This is a genomic window from Ferrovibrio sp. GW821-FHT12B10 (genome assembly GCF_058807515.1).
In genome coordinates, this window is the sequence record NZ_JBXAQT010000001.1 from 2,914,028 (window position 1) to 2,934,466 (window position 20,439).

General features: G+C 65.1%; 19 protein-coding genes. 6 read left to right on the plus strand and 13 right to left on the minus strand.

Annotated elements, in window-relative coordinates:
* Positions 1-11 precede the first annotated feature (11 nt).
* From AC1RRT_RS14645 to purE, 3 genes are all read right to left on the minus strand, one after another.
* Positions 12-437 carry a hypothetical protein gene (locus AC1RRT_RS14645; protein ID WP_493014547.1) on the minus strand — a complete coding sequence of 142 codons (426 nt, stop codon included), beginning with the start codon at positions 435-437 and terminating at the stop codon, positions 12-14.
* 146 nt (positions 438-583) lie between these two features.
* The gene (locus AC1RRT_RS14650; RefSeq protein WP_493014548.1) at positions 584-1,669 is read right to left on the minus strand and encodes a 5-(carboxyamino)imidazole ribonucleotide synthase; all 1,086 of its coding nucleotides are present in this window, start codon (positions 1,667-1,669) and stop codon (positions 584-586) included.
* Complete coding sequence (gene purE / locus AC1RRT_RS14655) at positions 1,666-2,145, minus strand: 5-(carboxyamino)imidazole ribonucleotide mutase (protein WP_493015179.1); 480 nt, start codon at positions 2,143-2,145, stop codon at positions 1,666-1,668. The genes AC1RRT_RS14650 and purE overlap by 4 nt, the downstream gene beginning before the upstream one ends.
* A 284-nt stretch (positions 2,146-2,429) precedes the next feature.
* Between purE and AC1RRT_RS14660 the strand changes: the two genes are divergently transcribed.
* Positions 2,430-3,197, plus strand: a complete 768-nt coding sequence (locus AC1RRT_RS14660; protein ID WP_493014549.1) for a GGDEF domain-containing protein — start codon at positions 2,430-2,432, stop codon at positions 3,195-3,197.
* A gap of 338 nt (positions 3,198-3,535) precedes the next feature.
* Here AC1RRT_RS14660 and AC1RRT_RS14665 read toward each other — a convergent pair whose 3' ends face one another.
* Both AC1RRT_RS14665 and AC1RRT_RS14670 read right to left on the minus strand, forming a co-directional pair.
* The gene (locus AC1RRT_RS14665; RefSeq protein ID WP_493014550.1) at positions 3,536-3,736 is read right to left on the minus strand and encodes a hypothetical protein; all 201 of its coding nucleotides are present in this window, start codon (positions 3,734-3,736) and stop codon (positions 3,536-3,538) included.
* A 263-nt stretch (positions 3,737-3,999) separates the two neighbouring features.
* Entirely contained in the window at positions 4,000-5,388 is a 1,389-nt protein-coding gene (locus AC1RRT_RS14670) for a leucyl aminopeptidase family protein (RefSeq protein WP_493014551.1), read from the minus strand.
* A gap of 116 nt (positions 5,389-5,504) precedes the next feature.
* Between AC1RRT_RS14670 and AC1RRT_RS14675 the strand changes: the two genes are divergently transcribed.
* On the plus strand, positions 5,505-6,170 hold the full coding sequence (locus AC1RRT_RS14675; protein WP_493014552.1) for a glutathione S-transferase family protein: 666 nt from the start codon (positions 5,505-5,507) through the stop codon (positions 6,168-6,170).
* A gap of 68 nt (positions 6,171-6,238) precedes the next feature.
* On the opposite strand, the gene AC1RRT_RS14680 is transcribed toward AC1RRT_RS14675, so the two are convergent.
* The 4 genes from AC1RRT_RS14680 to AC1RRT_RS14695 are packed head-to-tail and all read right to left on the minus strand — an operon-like array spanning position 6,239 to position 9,037.
* Entirely contained in the window at positions 6,239-7,216 is a 978-nt protein-coding gene (locus AC1RRT_RS14680; protein ID WP_493014553.1) for a quinone oxidoreductase family protein, read from the minus strand.
* A 16-nt stretch (positions 7,217-7,232) separates the two neighbouring features.
* The gene (locus AC1RRT_RS14685; RefSeq protein WP_493014554.1) at positions 7,233-8,249 is read right to left on the minus strand and encodes a TAXI family TRAP transporter solute-binding subunit; all 1,017 of its coding nucleotides are present in this window, start codon (positions 8,247-8,249) and stop codon (positions 7,233-7,235) included.
* A gap of 26 nt (positions 8,250-8,275) precedes the next feature.
* Positions 8,276-8,608, minus strand: a complete 333-nt coding sequence (locus AC1RRT_RS14690) for a SemiSWEET family sugar transporter (RefSeq protein ID WP_493014555.1) — start codon at positions 8,606-8,608, stop codon at positions 8,276-8,278.
* An 18-nt stretch (positions 8,609-8,626) separates the two neighbouring features.
* The gene (locus AC1RRT_RS14695; RefSeq protein ID WP_493014556.1) at positions 8,627-9,037 is read right to left on the minus strand and encodes an HIT domain-containing protein; all 411 of its coding nucleotides are present in this window, start codon (positions 9,035-9,037) and stop codon (positions 8,627-8,629) included.
* A 79-nt stretch (positions 9,038-9,116) separates the two neighbouring features.
* Here AC1RRT_RS14695 and AC1RRT_RS14700 point away from each other — a divergent pair, with 79 nt between their 5' ends.
* Both AC1RRT_RS14700 and AC1RRT_RS14705 read left to right on the plus strand, forming a co-directional pair.
* Positions 9,117-10,310, plus strand: coding sequence for a class I SAM-dependent rRNA methyltransferase (locus AC1RRT_RS14700; RefSeq protein ID WP_493014557.1), 1,194 nt, complete (start codon positions 9,117-9,119; stop codon positions 10,308-10,310).
* A 158-nt stretch (positions 10,311-10,468) separates the two neighbouring features.
* Complete coding sequence (locus AC1RRT_RS14705; RefSeq protein WP_493014558.1) at positions 10,469-10,843, plus strand: hypothetical protein; 375 nt, start codon at positions 10,469-10,471, stop codon at positions 10,841-10,843.
* Here the strand turns inward: AC1RRT_RS14705 and AC1RRT_RS14710 are convergent, their stop codons facing one another.
* From AC1RRT_RS14710 to AC1RRT_RS14720, 3 genes are read right to left on the minus strand one after another with little or no spacing between them, the layout of a single operon-like run.
* Positions 10,844-12,034: a pyridoxal phosphate-dependent aminotransferase gene (locus AC1RRT_RS14710; protein WP_493014559.1), complete on the minus strand. Its 1,191-nt coding sequence runs from the start codon at positions 12,032-12,034 to the stop codon at positions 10,844-10,846.
* 14 nt (positions 12,035-12,048) lie between these two features.
* Positions 12,049-12,426 (minus strand): VOC family protein, encoded by a 378-nt coding sequence (locus AC1RRT_RS14715; protein WP_493014560.1) that lies wholly within the window; start codon positions 12,424-12,426, stop codon positions 12,049-12,051.
* 11 nt (positions 12,427-12,437) lie between these two features.
* Positions 12,438-13,397 (minus strand): DMT family transporter, encoded by a 960-nt coding sequence (locus AC1RRT_RS14720; RefSeq protein WP_493014561.1) that lies wholly within the window; start codon positions 13,395-13,397, stop codon positions 12,438-12,440.
* A 491-nt stretch (positions 13,398-13,888) separates the two neighbouring features.
* On the opposite strand from AC1RRT_RS14720, the gene AC1RRT_RS14725 reads away from it, so the two are divergent.
* Together AC1RRT_RS14725 and AC1RRT_RS14730 are read left to right on the plus strand one after the other, a co-directional pair.
* A complete protein-coding gene (locus AC1RRT_RS14725) occupies positions 13,889-16,555 on the plus strand; it encodes a glycosyltransferase (RefSeq protein ID WP_493014562.1) in 2,667 nt (888 codons plus the stop codon).
* Between the two features lie 25 nt (positions 16,556-16,580).
* Positions 16,581-18,380, plus strand: coding sequence for a glycoside hydrolase family 17 protein (locus tag AC1RRT_RS14730; protein WP_493014563.1), 1,800 nt, complete (start codon positions 16,581-16,583; stop codon positions 18,378-18,380).
* Here the strand turns inward: AC1RRT_RS14730 and AC1RRT_RS14735 are convergent.
* Positions 18,377-20,419 carry a TRAP transporter permease gene (locus AC1RRT_RS14735; RefSeq protein WP_493014564.1) on the minus strand — a complete coding sequence of 681 codons (2,043 nt, stop codon included), beginning with the start codon at positions 20,417-20,419 and terminating at the stop codon, positions 18,377-18,379. The two genes, AC1RRT_RS14730 and AC1RRT_RS14735, sit on opposite strands and share 4 nt — an antisense overlap.
* Between the last annotated feature and the right edge of the window lie 20 nt (positions 20,420-20,439).

A 20,439-nucleotide genomic window follows, 5' to 3' on the forward strand; every position in this document is an offset into this window, starting at 1 on the left:
AAAAGGCCGGCTCAGACCGAAAGGCTGAGATTGCGGCCGGCCGGACCGATGCTGTTCTTGGTATTGGCCGTGCCCGAGGCGCTGTAGTTCAGGGCGGAGCCGCTGTTGCTCTGCGGGCTCGGCGCGGTGGCTTCATTGCGGTCGCGCGCCGTGGTCTGAACGTTCGAGGCGCCGGCGCCGCTCTGCTGGTCATTCGGGCCGGGATTGAGCTGCTGGACCGCCGGATTAACCTGCGGCTGCGTGGCCAGAACGATGCTGCTGCCGGCATTGCCTTCGCCGGGCGGCGGGGGAGGCGGCGGCGCAATGCGGCTGCTGCTCTCTTCCTGGGTATTCTGGACGGCGCGGTTATCGGTGCCGCTGTTCAAGGTGCTCTGCGGCGGGCGCGGCGGGAATTGCGCTGCGATGGCCGGAGCGGAACCTACACTGTCGATCGCCATGATCGTTCACTCCACCAGTCCATATGCGCCTTCTGGCACCGGACCGGGAAGACCGCCGTTCTCGGCGGGTTTGGTTAAAAGTATTAACCTTACTATAGCCCAGCTGCGCCTCACCGCCAAGGGGAATGGGCACACATTACCGAGACTTAAGGTTGTGGCGCTCGCCCTTTCGGGTAGAGCCGGTTCACATGGCCCATCTTCCGGCCGGGCCGGGCTTCGGCCTTGCCATAGAGATGCAGCTTGGTTTCGGGCTCGGCCAGCAGGCGGGGCCAGGCCTCGATCTCGGCACCGATCAGGTTCTCCATGATGGCGTCGCAGAGCCGCTCGCCCGAGCCCAGGGCCAGGCCGCAGACCGCCCGGATATGCTGTTCGAACTGAGAGGTGGTGGCGGCATCCATGGTCCAGTGACCGGAATTATGCACCCGCGGCGCCATCTCATTGACCAGGATGCGGTCACCGCAGTCGAACAGTTCGACCGCCATGACGCCGACATAGCCCAGGCCTTCGGCCAGGCTGGCGGCGATGCGCTCGGCCTCGGCCGCCAGATCGGGCGAGATGGTTGCCGGCGCATAGGTGCGCCACAGAATATGGTTGCGATGGATATTCTCCACCGGACCCCAGGAGACGACATTGCCATCCATGCCGCGCGCCAGCACCACCGACAGCTCGCGCTTGAAGGAGACGAAACCTTCGGCGATCAGGTGGTCGGATTTGAGCGCGGCGAAGGCGGCTTCGGCCTCTTCGGCCTTGGCGATCTTCACCTGGCCCTTGCCGTCATAGCCCATGCGGCAGGTCTTCAGCACCAGCGGCAGGCCCAGCGCCGCGATGGCGTCCTTCAGTTCGGCGACCGAGGTCACCTTGCGCCAGGGCGCGGTATTGATGCCGCGGCTGTTGCAGAATTCCTTCTCGAAGATGCGATCCTGCGTGATGCGCAGTGCTTCGGTGCCGGGGCGCACCGGCACCAGCTTGGCAATCTTCGCTACTGGATCGAGCGGGATATTCTCGAATTCATAGGTGACGACCGCGCATGACTTGGCGAATGCGGCCATGGCGGCATCGTCGGTGTAATCGGCGCGCGTAAACTGTGCGGCGACCTCGGCGGCCGGCGGATCGTTTTCCGGCGCGTAGATATGGCAGTGATAGCCCATGCGCGCGGCGGCCATGGCGAGCATGCGGCCGAGCTGACCGCCGCCCAGGATGCCGATGATGCTACCGGGCGCGAGTGCGGTCACTTGGCGCGCTTCTTCTTCTCGACGACAGGCGCGACCTTGATTGCCTTGGTCTGTTTGGCGCGCCAGGCCTGCAGGCGCTTGGACAGCGCGGCGTCGTTCAGCGCCAGGATCGCGGCGGCGAGAAGCCCCGCGTTGATCGCGCCGGCCTTGCCGACAGCCAGCGCGCCGACCGGAATGCCGCCCGGCATCTGCTGGATTGAGAGTAGTGAGTCCAGGCCCTTGAGCGCCTTGCTTTCCACCGGCACGCCCAGCACCGGCAGGTGCGTCATGGCGGCCGCCATGCCCGGCAGATGGGCGGCGCCGCCGGCACCGGCGATGATCACCTGGATGCCGCGACCGGCTGCCGTCTGTGCATAATCATACAGGCGCTGCGGGGTGCGGTGGGCCGAAACGATGCGATGCTCGGCCGGCACGCCCAGAGCGGCCAGCACCTCGGCGGCATGCTCCATGGTGGCCCAGTCGGACTGGCTGCCCATGATGATGCCGACCAGCGGGCGGTTGGCCTTTCCGGCGGTCTTCTTAGCCTTCCCGGCTGACTTGCGGGTGGCAGGCGAACCCTGGCGCGGCGCCATCGTTTTACTCCTGTCGCGGAAAGCGGCGGATTATAGGGAGCGGGGTCAGGCTGTAAAGCGGTCCTTGCCGGGGGCTTTCCGGTGCAAACGGCCGCGGTGGCCAGCCGTCCCGATCCATGGTTTGTTAACGCTGCCTGCGGCAGTAATAACGCAGGCTGCCGTCCGGATGGACGGCGGAAAAGGCAGGCATGGCGAAGATCGAGGACAGCCGACCGGTAGGATTGCGGCCCGTCGCGACGCCCCAGGTGGGGTCGTCGGCCGGTGGCGTGCGTCCCGTGGCCCCGCAGGGCGGCCCGGTCCCTGTCAGCGCCCGGCCGGTTTCCGAGACCGGCGCCACCGCCACCGTGATGGGCATCCCCGAGGTCGAACTGACGCCGCGCGTGCGCGATGCGATCATGCGGCTGATGGGTGAAGTCGATCAGCTGCGCACCGAACTCAACCGCACGCGCAACCGGCTCGCCGAGCTGGAACGTCTGGCCGACCGCGACACGCTGACCCCCCTGTACAACCGCCGTGCCTTCGTGCGCGAGCTGTCGCGTTCCATGGCGCATGTCGAACGCTATAACCGTCCCTCCTGCCTGATCTACTTCGATCTCAACGGCCTGAAGGAGATCAACGACAAGCACGGCCATTCGGCCGGCGATGCCGCGCTGATCCAGGTCGGGCAGATCCTGATCGACAACACCCGCGAGGTCGACATCATCGCCCGCCTCGGCGGCGACGAATACGGCGTCATCCTCAGCGAGACAGATGCCCAGCAAGGCCGTGAAAAGGCCGACCAGCTGGCGGAAGCAATCCGTCGCCGGCCGCTGCATTGGGAAGGCAAGACCCTGCCGCTGGACGCCGCTTATGGCGTCTATCCGCTCAAGCCCGGCGAAGACCCGGGCGCGGCCTTGGCTGCCGCCGACCAGATGATGTACAGCCACAAACTGGCCCGCCGCACCGCGCGGGCTTGATTTCCTTCACCAATCCATTCGCTTTCCAGCCGGTTGCCACCCGTTGCGGGGGCAGATGATGGCCGGTTGGCAGCCAGTTCGAGCCAGTTGAAGCCAGTTGCGTCCAGTTGGATGCCAGTTGGCGCCAGCGACGGCCGGTTCCATCCCGCCTTTCCGGCGATCCAGCATCCGAATGCTGCAACTGGCTGAAGCGATATGGTGCGGGTGCACCGGCAATCCATGGGTGCACGAATGTGGGGTGCAAACGATCCCCATAAAAAACCGGCCCGGAGGGTGGGCTCCGGGCCGGTCGACATCAGAAGTATGGTTCAGTTTGAAATAAGCTTCAGTTGGAAATATCAGATGCGCTCGCGACGGGTGGGAGCGGCGCGATGGCGCATCAGATTGAAGGCGGCGAATAACGGCAGGCCGCTCAGCATGGCGGCGAAATTGGCGGCGATGACCCAGTCGATATGGAACCAGGACACCAGACCGTCAGCGATAATGAAGAATTGCAGGATTGCGAGTACCAGGAAGAAGGCGGCGCCGGGGATGGTCATGGTCGTCTCCTTGTTTTTGGTCGGGTTTCTATCGAGCCTCGACTGTATGGAGAGACCGTACGGCAAAGCCCGGTTTTCCGCCCCCGACAAGGCTGTGACGCCTGTGACCGGGTTGTGACCCATGGCCGGATTCCGGTGATCGTTGTGAGAAAAGTGGGGATTTCGCCTCAAAACCCGTCATTCCCGCGAAAGCGGGGAATGATGAGTCGTGGTGAGATCGCTCACGTGGTTCGGGGGCCCCGCTTTCGCGGGGGTGACGAGATTTAGCGCTTCCCGTATCGCTTCTCGATCGCCGCGAACAGGGCGCGCAGCCCGGTGGCTTCGGCGCCCAGCGGACGGCCGGGGCGCGATTTCGCGCTCCAGGCATACATGTCGAGATGCGCGTAGGATTTCGTCTTGCTGACGAATTCCTTCAGGAACAGCGCCGCCGTGATCGAGCCGGCAAAGGGCGTGTCGCCCGAGTTGCTGATATCGGCCACCTTGCCTTCGATATATTCGCGATAGCCGGCATGCAGCGGCATGCGCCAGAGCGGATCGCTGACGGCGAGGCCGGCATCCAGCAGTGCCTGCGCCATCGCATCCTCGGTGGCATATAGCGCCGGCAGATCGGGGCCGATGGCGACGCGCGCCGCACCGGTCAGCGTTGCGGCATCGATCAGCCAGTCGGGCTTTTCGGCATCGGCTTCGGCCAGCGCATCGCCCAGCACCAGGCGGCCTTCGGCATCGGTGTTGCCGATCTCCACCGTCAGGCCCTTGCGGCTGGTCAGGACATCGCCGGGACGGAAGGCGTTGCCCGAGACGCTGTTCTCGACGGCGGCGATCAGCAGGCGCAGCCGCACTGGCAGCTTCATGGCCATGATCGCCGCGGCCAGGCCGAGCATCACGGCCGCGCCGCCCATATCCTTCTTCATCATCAGCATCCCGGCCGACGGCTTGAGGTCGAGACCGCCGGTATCGAAGCAGACGCCCTTGCCGACCAGCGTCAGCTTTGGATGCTTTGGGTTGCCCCAGCGCAGATCGATCAGGCGCGGCAGGCGCGTGGAGGCGCGGCCGACGGCATGGATCATCGGGTAGTTCTGGTCCAGCAGGTCGTCGCCGATGATGCAGCTGTACTCGGCATTGCCCAGCAGCGCCACGCCGCGCGCGGCTTCCGCCAGTTCAGCCGGGCCCATGTCGCTGGCCGGCGTGTTGATCAGGTCGCGCGCCAGCGTGATGCCTTCATAGAGCGCGGTGACACGCTGCGGGTTTGCCTTGGCCGGCCAGACCAGCCGCACGGTCTTCTTGTCGATCTTCTTGTAGCGGTCGAAGCGATAGGCGTTCAGCGCCCAGCCCAGCGCCGCTGCATCGCCGGCTGCCTGGTTCATTTTCTGGCCGTCGATCAGCCTGTATTCGCCAGCGGGAAGTGCGGCGGCAATGGCGGACCAGGACCAGAGGTCGGGCGTTTCGGCAATGCCGGCCAGCACTCGCGCCGGTTTGCCTGTCTTTGCATCGGGCACCACCAGAACCTGCCCGGGCTTGGCGGCGAAACCCTGACTGGCGGCCAGTCCGGCGACCAGGCCCTTTTCCTTCGGCAGCCGCGCCGCCCATTGCTTGACGGTGCAGGTTTCGACGGGGACGGGGGTGCTCGACTTTGTGATCAGGTTGGCGGCCACGGCGAAGCCTCGGGATGGTGGGCGACAGGCAGAGCCTCGTTTATAAGGTTTCGGCCCGTATAACGGAATAATGACGGGCCCCCTGTTTTTCATCAAAAGGCTGGCAGGAGAATCCCGTGGCCGATCTCGCCCCTCAATCTGATCTGGTTCTCGTCATTGGCAACAAGAACCATTCGAGCTGGAGCCTGCGGCCCTGGCTGGCGCTGAAGGCGGCCGGTGTGCCCTTCGAGGAAGTGATGATCACGCTGCGGCGGCCCGAAACGCGGGCGGAAATCCTGCTGCATTCGCCGGCTGGTCGCGTGCCGGTGCTCAAGCATGGGGATCTCACGATCTGGGAGAGCCTGGCGATCTGCGAATACATCGCCGAGACCTGGCCCGAGGCCAAGCTGCTGCCCGAGGATGCCCGCGCCCGCGCGGTGGCGCGCAGCGTGATGAACGAGATGCATGCCGGCTTCATGAACCTGCGCAACGACCTGCCGATGGATATCAACAAGCTGGGCAGCTTGCCCCGGACGGCGGGCGATGAAGCAAAGCTGGATATCGCGCGCGTGCAGCAGATCTGGCAGGACTGCCGCGGCCGCTTCGGCGCTGATGGTGTGTTCCTGTTCGGGCCTTTCACCATTGCGGATGCGATGTATGCCCCGGTGGCGACGCGCCTGCGCACCTATGGCATCGCCATGGACCCGGTGTCGGAAGCTTACGTGAATGCGATCTACGCCATGCCGGCGATGCAGGAATGGATCGCCGCCGCCGCCAAGGAAGAGGTTCTGCCGGGGCATTGAGGCTGCCGGCGGCATCCGAGAATAAGCCTTTCCGTCATCCCGCTTTCGCGGGGACGACGAGTTGGCTGTTATGGCTGGATCACGATCGCGCCGGTGGTGGCGCGGGCTTCGGCGGCCTTGTGCGCGTCGATGATCTGCTCCAGCGGGAAGCGCGCGCCGATCTCGGGCGTCACGTGACCCTTGGCTATGGCGTCGAACAGCTCTGCTGCATTGGCTCGGAAGGTGGCGGGATCGGCGTTGTGCGGAAACACCGACGGGCGCGTGAGGAACAGGCAGCCTTTCTTGTTCAGCAGCTCCGGCTCGAAGGCGGGCGCCGGACCCGAGGCCGCGCCATAGATCACCAGAAGGCCGAACGGCGCGATCAGGTCGAGCGTCTTCACGGCCGTGGCCTTGCCGACCGAGTCATAGGCGACGCGGACCTTTCTGCCGCCGGTCGCAGCCAGCAGCTTTTCAGGCCAGTCGTCCTGCGTGTAGTCGATGGCGATGTCGCAGCCGGCCTTGCGCGCGCTCTCGCATTTCGCCGGTCCGCCTGCCGTGCCGATCACGGTGGCGCCCAGCGCCTTTGCCCAGCGGCTGACGATCTGGCCCACGCCGCCGGCCGCCGCATGCACCAGCACAAGATCGCCGGGCGAAACCCTGTGGGTCTTGCGCAGCAGATACTGCGCCGTCATGCCTTTGAACAGCAGGGCGGCGGCCGCCTCGTCGCTGATGCCGGCCGGAATCTTCACCAGCTTGTCGGCGGGGACATTGCGCGCCGAAGCATAGGCGCCGACGCCGGCATTCATATAGGCGACATGATCGCCCGGCTTCACATCCGTCACACCGGGGCCGACGCTGTCCACCACGCCGGCGGCTTCATGGCCCAGACCGGTGGGCGACGGCAGCGGATAGGCACCCTTGCGCTGGTAGACGTCGATGAAGTTGAAGCCGATGGCGGTTTGACGGATTTGTACTTCACCCTGGCCAGGGGCAGGCAGGTCGACGGTCTCGATCTGCATGACATCGGGCGCACCGAATGCGTGCAGGACAACGCGCTTGGATTTCATGATGGGGAGCCTTGCGTCAGGTGATCAGCTTCATTTCGCGGTAGTAGCGCTCGGCGCCGGCATGCAGCGGGATCGAGATGCCGAGCAGCGCCGTGCCCAGCCGGATGCGCTGGGCCATCGCATGGCCGGCATCAAGCGGCTTGCGGTTGCGCGGATGCCAGAGCGCGCGCAGGATTTCATAGACCAGATAGGGATCGAGGCTTTCCGGCACGATCCACTGCATGCCGATGCCCAGCGTCTCGGTTTCGGGGACGTTGTTGTAGGTGCCGGCCGGGATGACGTCGCGATTGAAGAAAGGATGGCGGCGCAGGGCACCTTCGATCTGGCGGCCCGATAGCGGCACCAGCGTGGCGATGCCGCGATCGGTGAGATCGCCCACGGTCGGCGCCGGCTGGCCCGACACCAGGAAGAAGGCGTCGAGCTCATCCTTCGCCATCAGGTCGGCGGCCTCGCCCGGATCGACTTCCAGCACGCGCAGCTGGTTGATGCGCAGGCCATGGGCGGTGAGGATGATCTCGGCGTTGAAGCGGATGCCCGAACCGGCGCGGTCGATCGAGACACGCTTGCCGACCAGATCGCGGATGTCGCGAATCTCGCTGTTGCGGCGGACCACCAGATGGATGGTTTCCGGGTAGAGATTGGCCAGCACGCGCAGGTTCGCCTGCTTGGCGCGGCGGAAATACAGGCCCTCGCCCAGCCAGGCGCTGGCGACCAGATCGGCCTGGGCGAAGCCGCTCTCGATGCTTTCGTTGCCGATGGCGGCGAGATTGGCCACAGAGCCCTGACTGGTCAGGGCGACGGCGATCAACCCGGGCACGCCGCAGGAGCCGCCCTTGTCGCAGGGCCGGCTTCCAGGGGGATTGGAGATTGCGCCGGCCACCGTGGTGCCGACCGGGAAGGCGGTGGTGTGGGCCGAGCCGGTGAGGATGCGGAAGAAGCCGCCGCTGTCGCGGGCCCGCACGGCCTGCAGCGGGGCGACCGCCGCGGCGGTGCCCAGGACCAGAGATGTCTTCAGGAAATCCCGGCGGCGCATGAACCGGTTATACGATAGCCGCGGCCCTACTGGCCAGTGACGGTCTCGGGAACTGGCTCGGGAACGGGCTGTTCGTTTTTGGCATCGGTGAACCTCAGCTTGGCCACTAGTACCGAGACGGTGAGGCCGAGCGAGACCAGGTTGGCGCCGATCAGGCCGGGCGAGGCGATCAGCAGGCCATAGACCAGCCAGAGCACGATGCCGGTGTTCATCAGCAGGAACATGCCCAGCGAGATGTCGCGGGCCGAGCGGCTGCGCCAGACCTTCACCACCTGCGGCACGTAGGCGAGCGTGGTGAGGACGCCGGCGATCATGCCGATCAGTTCGATGGAGTCGGGTGTGAGAAGATCGCTGGCCATGGCGGCCAGTATAGGCGGTCAGACGCGGGTGATGAAGGCGTTCTGCAGTTTGGCGATGGCGGCGCGCAGGCCGGCATCGTCATAGGGCACCGGCGGCTGCTTGCCCCAGATCGGACTGGGCCAGGCCGGATCTTCCTGGAAGCGGGCGATCACATGCACGTGCAACTGCGGCACCATGTTGCCGAGCGCGCCGACATTCAGCTTGAACGGACTGTAGCAGTGCTGCAGTACGCGCTGGGCCTGGGCGATCTCGTTGATCAGCAGCTTGCGCTGCTTTTCGTTGAGGTCGGCGATTTCGGTGACGTTCTCTACGGCGGGAACCAGGATGAGCCAGGGATACTGGCTGTCATTCATCAGCTGGACGAGGCAGAGCTTCATGCGACACACGGCGAAAGTGTCGCGGCGCAACTGGTCGTGCAGGGTGAACATCGATTAAGGTTCGCTTTCAAATTTCCGCGCAGAGCAGGCTCCGCAGTGCGCTGATAGACTATTCAGTGAGGATTTGTCCATGCCCATCAATGCTTTGCCCGTTCTGCGCGTGAAACCGCGGGAAGAGCGCCGTGTTAGGGGTGGCCATCCGTGGGTCTACTCCAATGAGATTGCACTGGACGCGCAAGCCAAGGCGCTTCCACCCGGCAGCCTTGTGCGGCTCTACGACTCGCATGGCGGCGGGCTCGGAGTCGCGAGCTTCAACCCGCATTCGCTGATTGCCGCGCGTTTATGGAGCGGTAACGTCGATGAGCGAGTCGATGCCACCTTCCTGGGACAGCGGTTGCAGGCCGCACTCAACCTCCGCGAACGCTGCTTCAGCCGGCCGTATTATCGTCTGGTCCATGCCGAGGCCGACGGCATGCCCGGCTTCGTCATCGACCGCTACGACGACGTGCTGAGCGTGCAGGCCAACACCGCCGGCGCCGAGATGCTGGTTCCTGCCTTGCTGGAAGCCCTGCAGAAACTGCTGAAGCCGCGCGCCATCGTGCTGCGCAACGATTCTCCCGTGCGAGGGTTGGAAGGGCTTGAACAGGGAATCCGGCTGGCGGCCGGCAGTCTCGACAAGCCGGCGGGCGTGGAGGAGGGCGGCGCGCGGTTCGCGCTCGATCTGCTCGAGGGCCAGAAAACCGGTTGGTATTTCGATCTGGCGGAGGCGCGCGCCAAGCTGGCGGCGCTGGCGAAAGGCCAGGACATGCTGGACGTCTATTGCAACAGCGGCGCTTTCTCGATCACCGCGGGCAAGGCCGGCGCCAAGAGTGTGCGCGGCATCGACCGCTCCGAACTCGCCATCGAACAGGCGACGCAGGCCGCCAAGGATAATGGCCTCGCCAAGGTGGCCAGCTTCGAGAAGGCCGAAGCCTTCCTCGCGCTGGAGAAGCTGAACACCGAGAAGGCGCAGTTCGGCGTCGTCGTCACCGATCCGCCCAACTTCGTCAAAAGCCGCAAGGACCTTGGCCCGGGCAGCCGCGCCTATCGCAAGCTGGCCAAGCTGGCGGCGCCGCTGGTCAGGCCGGGCGGCATCTGGTTCGTCGCCTGCTGCGCGCATCTGCTGCCGGGCGAGGTGTTTGCCAAGGAAATTGCCATCGGGCTGAATACGGCGGGGCGTCAGGGGCGGATTCTGTACAGCGGCGGTGCCGGCGCGGATCACCCGGTGCATCCGCATCTGCCGGAAAGCGCCTATCTGAAATGGCAATTGCTGCAGATCGACTAAGGTCGAAGCAAAGCTGCCCGCCGCAATTCCGCCATCAAGCGGCGGCAGCATTTCCTCCAGGCAGGCTTCCATAAAAAGACCGGCGCTCCCATGACGGGCGCGCCGACCTGACAAGATCGGCTGATGCATGGAAGCCCCCGCCCGCGTCGGGAACGACCATGTCTACCTTTCATCGTCTGGTCCTGCGTACAGCGCTGGTTGCGCTGCCTGTGCTGCTGCTGTCCGCCTGCGCCGACTATCACTGCGGTTCGCTGCCCAACAAGGAGCAGTGCTATGCCGCCTATGAAGACTGGCAGGGCTGCAAGACGGAGAACCGCTTCCTGATCCGCCAGGTCGGGGAAAAGGTCGAGACCACCTGCCGGCGCGAGCCCGAGCGCTGCAAGAATGGCAAATGCCGGGGCGGCTACGAACGCTGCGAAACCCGGTCCGAGCCGATCTATGACTATCGCGAGTATAATCGCGGCGTGTCGCACTGCATGCGTCAGCAGGGCCTGGCCAATTACGACATCTATTTCAACCGGCCGCTGTTCTGATCAGCGGCGGTTGAGCCGCTTGAACCACGGCTCCAGGCGTTCGATCGCCTCATCCACGATGGCGGCGTCCATGCAGAAGCTGAGCCGCAGGTAATGCCGGCCATCGGCGGTGTCGAAATCGACGCCGGGCGCGGTGGCGACGCCGGTTTCGTCCAGGATGCGCTTGCAGAAGGCCACAGAGTCATCCGTGAAGTCGCCGACATCGGCATAGAGGTAGAAAGCGCCGTCGGGCGGCGCGAAGCGCGTGATGCCCCAGCGCGGCAAGGCGGCCAGCAGCGCATCGCGGTTGCGCTTGTAGGCGGCGACACGGCCGACCAGTTCGGCATCGGCGTCCAGCGCGGCAAGCCCGGCGAGCTGCGACAGCGTCGGCGCGGAGATCTGCAAGCTGCCATGCAGGCCCTCGATGCGCTGCACCAGCCGCTCGGGCAGCACCAGCCAGCCGATGCGCCAGCCGGTCATGCCCCAGTATTTCGAAAAGCCGTTGATGACGATGACATCATTGCCCGCCGCCAGCACGGTGTCGGCGGGCCGATCATAGGTGACGCCATGATAGAGCTCGTCGACGATCAGCCAGAGGCCGCGACGCTGGCAGGTCTCATAGATCGCCTTCAGGTCGGCGGCGCTGAGCATCGTGCCGGTGGGATTGGCGGGGCTGGCGATCACCACGCCTTTCACATGATCCGGCAGCGCCGCGATCATCGCCGGCGTCACCTGATAGCCGGTGCTGGCATCGGTGGCCAGACGATAGGGAACGAGGTCGATGGATTTCAGCGTGCCGCGATAGGCCGGATAGCTCGGCTCGACCACGGCGACGGTATCGCCAGCGGAAAAGGCGGCGAGGAAGGCCAGCATCAGGCCGGCCGACGTGCCGACGGTGACGGCGACGCGCGCCATCGGGATGTCGAGGCCATGGCGGCGCTTGTAGAGTTGCGCGATGCCTTCGCGCAGCGCCGGGATGCCGAGTGCCTCGGTGTAGCCGAGCGGCTTGCCGCTGCTCAATGCGGCCTGCGCCGCCTGGATGGCCGCCTGCGGTGGCGGCAGGGTCGGCTCGCCGGCGAGCAGGCTGACCACCTTGCCGCCGGCTTTCACCTTGGCATTCACCGCCTTGAAGACCTCCCACATCTGGTAGATCTCGACGTCGCTGCGGGCCGACGCCTCAGGCATGAAGACATTGTCGATGTGATTCAGCATCCGCGCACTATGACTCAATCGGCGGCGTAGCACACCGCCTCGATGCGGTAGCCGTCCGGATCGATGATGAAGGCGGCATAATACGTTGGGGTGTATTGCGGGCGCAGGCCAGGCGGGCCGTTATCGGTGCCGCCATTCTGGACGGCAAAGGCGTGGAAGGCATCGACGGCGGCGCGGCTTTCGGCGCGGAAGCAGAGATGGAAGCAGGATTTCGGATCGGCCGGCACCGGCGTATCGGTGCGGTCGATCCAGAATTGCGGGTGTTTCGCGCCATAGGCGACGCCGTAATCGCCCTCGTAAAGCCGGGTGTAGCCCAGCGGCTTCAGCGCGGCGTCATAAAAGGCGCTGGCGCGGGCCATGTCGCGCACGCCGATGGAAATGTGGTCGAACATGACTAACCTCTTTAATGGTTAGGTCGAGTGTAGCGGGAAAATGCCCCGTTTGCCAGCGCGACGCCGAGGCTCACCGTGAGAATGCCAAGCCAGGTCACGGGCTCGGGCCATTCCCCCAGCAGCGGCACGGCGAGCAGGGCGGTGAGCGCCGGGGTGAGCGCGGCGAAGGCGGCGGCAGGCGCCGCGCCCAGCCGGCGCACGGCATAGCCGTAGGTGGCCATGCTGAGCAGACCGGAGCCGATCGACTGCGCCACCTGCACGGCGATCTCGAAAACCGGCGCGGTATGCAGCCGGCTGTCGAGCCAGATCAGATAGACCGGCGTGTAGAGCACGAAGGCGCTGGTGAAGACGATGGCAGCGGCCTGCCAGGCGCCGATGCCGCTTTTCTTCATCGCGACTGTATAGCAAGCCCACATGGCGCCGGCGCAGACGAACATCAGGTCGCCGCGCCAGATGGCGGCGTCGCCATGGACAACCTGCCAGCCGCCGATGGCGATGGCGCCCAGCAGCATCAGCAGCGTGCCGGCGCGGCGCTGGGTGGTGAAGCGCTCGCCCAGGAACAGCACGGCCAGCAGAGCGGCGAAGAGCGGCATGCTGCCGGGCATCAATGCGCCGGCATGGGCAGCGGGCGCAAACAGCATGCCGGAGCTGCCGGTCAGCATGAAAGGCAGCCCGGCGCCAGCGGCGACGATGGCCAACAGAAGCAGCTGGCGATTGCGGCTGCGACCGCTGGCAGGCAGGGGCGGCAGGCGCAGCAGCAGGGGCGCAAGGATCAGCGCGGGCAGCGCCATGCGCAGGAAGACCACATCCCACAGTGACAGCGATCCGGTGACGCCGAAGCGGGTGGCGACCAGGCCGACCGCCCAGAGGATGACTGTCGCCAGGCCGGCGGCGGCGCCCAGCAGGCGGCCAGGCTCTGCAGGCGAAAGCGGTGCCGCGGGCGGCATGGTCAGGCTGTTGTCGGCAGACATAAAACGGACTCCTGGCTTGGCGGGACAAAACAGTGGCATCCAAGCCAGCATGTCCTTACGTATTCCGCTAGTTTTCTCAATAGGTTGGCGGGAATGATCCTAGCGGCGGCTCTCGGGACATATAGAGCAGAAAAATGAACTTGGCAGAAATTGTGTGCCCGGTTCCGTAGCCTGCCCGCGAGACGGCCGACGGCCAAGCTGCTGACCTTGTCGATGATCAAGGATGTACGGCCGAATTTCGGCCTGCGCGCCGCCAAGACCCACCGACCTCTGCCTTTGTTGGGCAAGCGGTCCTTAAGAGGCGGTAAACCGCCGTCCCCTCGACTCTTTTCCGGACCGCCCGTATAGTCCGGCGACCGCCGTAAAGCCGCCATATTGCCTGCCTATTCAGACTGCCAGCCGGGTCGACCGGTGCAGGCGGTTCGGGCAGATACGGGTTGCTCCGGCTCAGTCTTTCGTCTTGGTTTTTCCTCCATCGCTCCGGGGCATCCGTGTCCAAGTCTGCCATGCGCTATTCGGGACTGTTCGTCCTTCTCATTGTCGCCGTCCTCAATCTGGCCGGCTGGGCTTACATGAACCGGCCCATTGAACCGCGCGCCTGGGGCGAGGTGATCAGCGGCGTCGACTATTCGCCGTTCCGCGGCGATCAGGATCCGCGCAACAACAGATATCCGAGCGATGCCGATATCGAGCAGGACATGCAGATCCTCGCCGGTCAGGTGAAGCGCATCCGCACCTACTCGACGCTGGACGGTCAGGGTAAGATCGCCGAGATCGCCGGCCGCTACGGCTTCGAAGTGATGCAGGGCAGCTGGATCGACGGTCGCCTCGAGCGCAACGAGGAAGAAATCAACAAGCTGATCGAGACAGTGATCGCGCAGCAGAACATCACGCGCGTGCTGGTCGGCAACGAAACGCTGTTGCGCGCCGACATGCCGATCCAGGACCTGGTCGAGTATATCCGTCGCGTGCGCACCGAATTGAACAACCGCGGCCGTCATGTCGAAGTGTCGACGCCGGAAACCTGGGACATCTGGCTGCGCTATCCGCAGCTCGGCCGTGAAGTCGATTTCATCGCCATCCATCTGCTGCCCTACTGGGAAGGCCAGTCGCCGGAAAAGGCCGTGGAATACGCGCTCAGCCGCTATCAGCAGGTGAAGGACGCCTATCCGACCAAGAAGGTGGTGATCACCGAAATCGGCTGGCCGTCGGAAGGCCGCACGCGTCGCGACGCCGTGCCCAGCCCGACCAGCCAGGCCGCCTTCCTGCGCGGCTTCCTCAACATCGCCAACCAGCGCGGCCTCGACTATTACATCCAGGAAGCCTTCGACCAGCCGTGGAAGCGCAACATCGAAGGTTCGGTCGGCGCCTATTGGGGCGTCTTCAATGCCGACCGCACGCCGAAATTCCCGATGACCGGCCCGGTCAGCGACCGCCCGCACTGGCCGCAGCTCGCCGCCGCCTCGATCCTGCTGGCGCTGCCGCTGATGGCCTGGTTCCTGGCGCGCTGGTCCGACCTGCGCTTCTCGGGCCGCGTCTTCTTCATCGCGCTGATCCAGATCATCACCAGCGCGCTGGTGATGGTGGTGGATTCCGGCCTGCGCACTTACATGAGTCCGGGCATCGCGCTGATGTGGGCGATGCTGCTGCCATTGCTGCTGCTGCTGTTCATGGTGGTGCTCGCCGAAGGGCTTGAGCTATCGGAGGTGATCTGGGCGAGCCGGCGGCAACGCCACTTCCTGCCGTTCCGCACCGATGTGGAACGCGCCTGGCCCAAGGTCTCGATCCACATCCCCTGCTACAATGAGCCGCCCGAGATGGTGAAGCGCACCCTGGATGCGTTGAGCCGCCTCGATTATCCGAACTTCGATGTCATGATCATCGATAACAACACCAAGGACGAGAAGGTCTGGCGTCCGGTGGAGGAATACTGCAAGCAGCTTGGCGAGGAGAAATTCCGCTTCTTCCATGTCTCGCCGCTGAAGGGCTTCAAGGCCGGCGCGCTGAACTTCGCGCTGCGCAACACCGCCAAGGATGTCGAGATCGTCGGCGTGATCGATGCCGACTATCTGGTCGAACCCGACTGGCTGAAGTCGCTGGTGCCCTATTTCGACCGCGCCGATATCGGCTTCGTGCAGGCGCCGCAGGATCATTACGACTGGCGTGACGACCGCTTCAAGGAATACATCAACTGGGAATATGCCGGTTTCTTCCAGATCGGCATGGTTCAGCGCAACGAACGCGACGCCATCATCCAGCACGGCACCATGACTCTGGTGCGCAAGGCTGCGATCGATCATGTCGGCATCTGGGCCGAGTGGTGCATCTGCGAGGATGCCGAGATGGGCCTGCGTCTGCTCGCCGGTGGCTGGCACTCGGTTTATACCGACAAGCGTTACGGCTACGGCCTCACGCCCGACACCTTCTCCGGCTACAAGAGCCAGCGCTTCCGCTGGGCCTATGGCGCGGTGCAGATCATCAAGCGCCATTGGCGTGACATGCTGCCGGGCGATGAGCGAAAGCTCGATCCGATGCAGCGCTATCACTTCGTCACCGGCTGGCTGCCATGGTTCGCCGATGCGCTGGGCCTGGTGTTTGCCATCGCCTCGCTGGCCTGGACGGTCGGCGTGCTGATCCTGCCGAAGTATTTCGAACTGCCGCTGGCGCTGTTCCTGCTGCCTGTCGTCGCCGTGTTCGGCGCAAAGCTGGCGCAGTTCCTGTGGCTGTACAAAATCCGCGTGCCCTGCAGCTTCCGCCAGCGCATGGGCGCCGGCCTCGCCGGCCTGGCCCTGACCTATACCATCGCCAAGGCGATGATCTACGGCCTGTTCACCTCGAAGCTGCCCTTCATCCGCACGCCCAAGCACGAGGACCAGGCTGCCGTCGTGCAGGCCTTCATCATGGCGCAGGAAGAAACCCTGATCGGCGCGCTGCTGCTGCTGGCCGGTATCGGCATGTGGAATTTCCAGGGTGGCGAAGATCCCGAAGCGCGGCTCTGGGCGGTGGTGATGTGGGCGCAGTCGGTGCCCTACTGGGCCTCGCTGATCCTTGCCTTCATCAGCACGGCGCCGAAGCCGCCTAGCAAGACGGCCGCTATTCCTGCTGCTATCAGTCCTGCATCGGGCGATGCCGCCTCGCAGGGTAGCCCCGCGCAGTAACGATCACGCAGGACGGATGACAATCATGCATGCGCCGACATCCAAGCCGGCCTCCCGCTTTCTGTGGCTGCTGGCCTGCATCGCCATCGCCGCCATCGTGAATGTCGCTGGCTGGTGGGCTCCGAATCATCCGATGCAGGTCGGGCATGAGCCCAATGGCCCCAAGCTGGGCATGATCGAAAGCGTGTCCTTTGCGCCGTTCCGGCGCGGGCAGGGTCCGCTGAACAAGGTCTATCCGACGCCGGAGCAGGTGATCGAGGACCTGCAGAGCCTGCAGGGCATCGCGCGCGGCATCCGCACATACACGTCGCGCGAGGGCCTGGAGATCGTGCCGCCGGAGGCGCGCAAGCTCGGCCTCAACGTGATGCAGGGCGTCTGGCTCGGGCCGGAATTGGATATCAACGACAAGGAAGTGCAGGCCGCTATCGATCTGGCCAACAAATACCCGGATGCGATCAAGTCGCTGGTGGTGGGCAACGAGGTGTTGCTGCGCAAGGATCTGACCGTTGACCAGTTGATCAGTTACATCCGCAAGGTGAAGGCGGCGGTGAAGCAGCCGGTAACCTATGCCGATGTGTGGGAATTCTGGCTGCGCTTCCCGCAGCTGCTCAACGAAGTGGATTTCGTCACCGTGCATTTCCTGCCCTATTGGGAGGACATGCCGATCGCGGCCTCGCATTCGATGCCGCATATCATGGATGTCTATCGCACCGTGCAGGCCAAGCTGCCGGGCAAGCCGATCACCATCGGCGAGGTCGGCTGGCCGTCGGAAGGCCGCTCGCGCCGCGACGCCATTCCGTCGCGCACCGAAGCCGCCGGCTTCATCGCCGATTTCATGCGGCTGGCCCAGAAAGAGGGCCTCTCCTACAACCTGGTCGAGGCCTTCGACCAGCCGTGGAAGGAAAAGCTGGAAGGCACCGTGGGCGCGGCCTGGGGCGTGCTGAATGAGTTGCGGCAGCCGAAATTCGATGTCGGCGGCAAGGTCTCCAACCTGCCGGAATGGCCGCTGTTTGCCGGACTTGCCGTGCTGATCTGCCTGATCCTGTTGGTGCTGCATGCGCAGGCGGTGATCGTGCTGCCGCCGGCCGGCATCGCCGTGGTGGTCGCCTTCGCGCAGATCCTGGGCGCGCTGCTGGCCGCGGCCATCGAGCATGGGCTGGAATACAATTACACCATGGTCCACAACCTGCAGGCCGCGCTGCTGATTGGCGCCGAGGGCCTGTTCGCCTTGCTGCTGTTGCGCGAGGTGCTGGATCGCCTGCGCGGTGTCGCGCGTCCGGCCCTGCCGATGACCGGGCTGGCGGTCCGTTTCAGCGAGCTGCCGTCGGGCCTGCGCCTGCTGCGCGCCGAGCCGGCGCTGGCGCGCTTGCGCGTGGCGGAATGGCTGTATGGGCTGCTGTCGCTCTGGGTGATCTATCACGGCGTCATGCTGGTGGCCGCCGGCCGCTATCGCGATTTCCCGATCGACTATTTCCTGCTGCCGCTGGTCGGCTTCCTCGGCTTGCGCCTGATCTCGCTCTGGCATCGCCCGGCGACGCCAGCGAAAGACGGCGAAGGCCTGGCGCATTACGCGCTGGCCACCGGCTTTGCCGAGACGCGCGGCCTGGCCGCCGGCCTGCGGCTGGGCGGCGAGGCGCTGCTGGCTTTCCTGCTGTTCAGCCTGCCGGTGCTGGCCTTATTGCTGGAGAAGGTGAGCAACCGCGAGGCGGTTTACTGGTGCGCGATCACGGCCGCTTACGGCCTGCCGCTGCTGGGCAATCTGCTGCTGGCGGCGCATCACCGGCGCAGCCAGGCCGCGCCGGTGAAAAGCAGGGCAGCCGCCTAGGCTGTCTTGGCCTTGGCGGCGGCGTAGAGCCGCTGGAAGGCCGCCAGTCCGAAGGCCAGCACGACGCCGGCGATCTTCAGCGGGCCGATCTGCTCGACCGTGACGACATCCAGGAAGGCGTCGATCAGGGTCGGGAACAGCAGCAGCGTGCCGGCGACGATCAGGCCGATGCGCACCGGCCAGCCGGTCCTGCCGAACAGCCAGCCCTGTGTCGCACCCGCATAGGCCCAGATGCCGATAGCGGTGGCCAGCGAGACGGTGACGATCTGCATCCAGTCGCCGCCCTTGGGCGTCTCCAGCAGCAGGCCGACGCCGTTCGGATCGAGCACGAAGACGAAGGGCACCAGGAAGGCCGGCATGGTGTACTTCCACGACTGCAGTGTCGTGCGGTACGGATCGGCGCCAGTGATCGCGGCAGCCGCAAACGGCGACAGCGCGGTGGGCGGCGACACTTCCGACAGCACGGCGTAGTAGAAGATGAACATGTGGGCCGCGTAATCGGGCACGCCGAGCTGGATCAGCGCCGGCGCGGCGATCACCGCGCAGATGATGTAGGAGGCGGTGACCGGAACCGCCAGGCCAACGATCCACACGATCAGCGCCGTGTAGATGGCGGTCAGCACCAGGCTGCCGCCAGCATAGGCGATGGCGATAGCGCTGAACTTCAGCCCCAGGCCAGTAAGCGTGACCACACCGACGATGATGCCGGCCGAGGCGCAGGTGGCGGCGGTGCCCAACACACCGACCGAGCCGGCGGCCAGCGCATCGATCAGCTTCTTGGGGGTCAGCGCGCTTTCACGGCGGAAATAGCTGACCACAATGGCCGCGATTGTCGCCCAGAACACTGACAATACAGGCGAGAAGCCCAGCAGCATCAGGATGACGATCGAGAACAGCGAACTGAAGTGATAGCCGTAGCGCTTGGTCAGCGTCCACAGGCTCTCGCGCTTGCCCAGGTCGACATCGGCGATGTTGTACTTGCCGGCATCGAGTTCGACCATCGCCAGAAGGCAGAAGTAGTAGAGCACGGTGGGAATCGCCGCCATGCGGATGACGTCGAGATAGGAGATCTTGAGGAACTCGGCGATCAGGAAGGCCGCGGCGCCCAGCACTGGCGGCGAGATGATCGCGCCGAGGCCGCCGGCAGCGAGCAGGCCGCCGGCCGCCGAGGCGACATAGCCCGACTTCTTCAGCATCGGCCAGGCGACCGAGCCGATGGTCACCGTGGTGGCCACGCCCGAACCCGACGGACCGCCGAGCAGGAAGGAAGACAACACGATGGCGCGGCCCGAGCTGGTGCTCTTGCCGCCCATGGCGGAGAAAGAGAAGTCGATGAAGAATTTTCCGGCGCCGGAGAACTGGAGAATGGCGCCGAAGATGGTGAACAGGATGATCAGGCTGGACGAGACATCGACAGCCGAACCGAAGATGCCTTCCAGCGTCATGAACAGATGGCCGACCAGGCGTTCGGCATCGTAACCGCGATGCGTCCAGGGTGCCGGCAGGTAGGGGCCGAGCATCGCATAGAGAATGAAAAGGATGCCGACGACCGGCATGATCGGGCCGGTGGTGCGACGGGTGGCTTCCAGGATCAGGATGATGAAGACGATGCCGACCGCGATGTCGGTCTGGTTCGGCAGGCTGGCGCGGTCGGTCAGGTCGTCGCCGCCGGTCACCAGGTAGACCATGGTGGCGACGCCGATCAGCGCGGTGAGCACGTCCCACCAGCGGATGCGGTCACGGAAGCGCAGCGCGACGGGGTAGAGCAGGAAGACCAGCAGCATGACGAAGCCGACATGGATCGGACGCAGCTCCTGCGTCGGCACGATGTCGTAGGCGGCATACATGTGGAACAGGGTCATGATCACGGCGATGGCGGTGATCAGGTGGCCGGTCCAGCCCGACAGGCGGTTGGCGGCGCCTTCTTCCTGTTCGATATATTCCTCGACCTTGCGCTGGGTCTCCTTGTCGAGCGCACCCGCATCGATTCCGGAACTGGTCAGCGTGTCGGTGCCGCCCTTGGTTGTGTCCTGCGTCATCTCTGACTCCCCCTGATGCG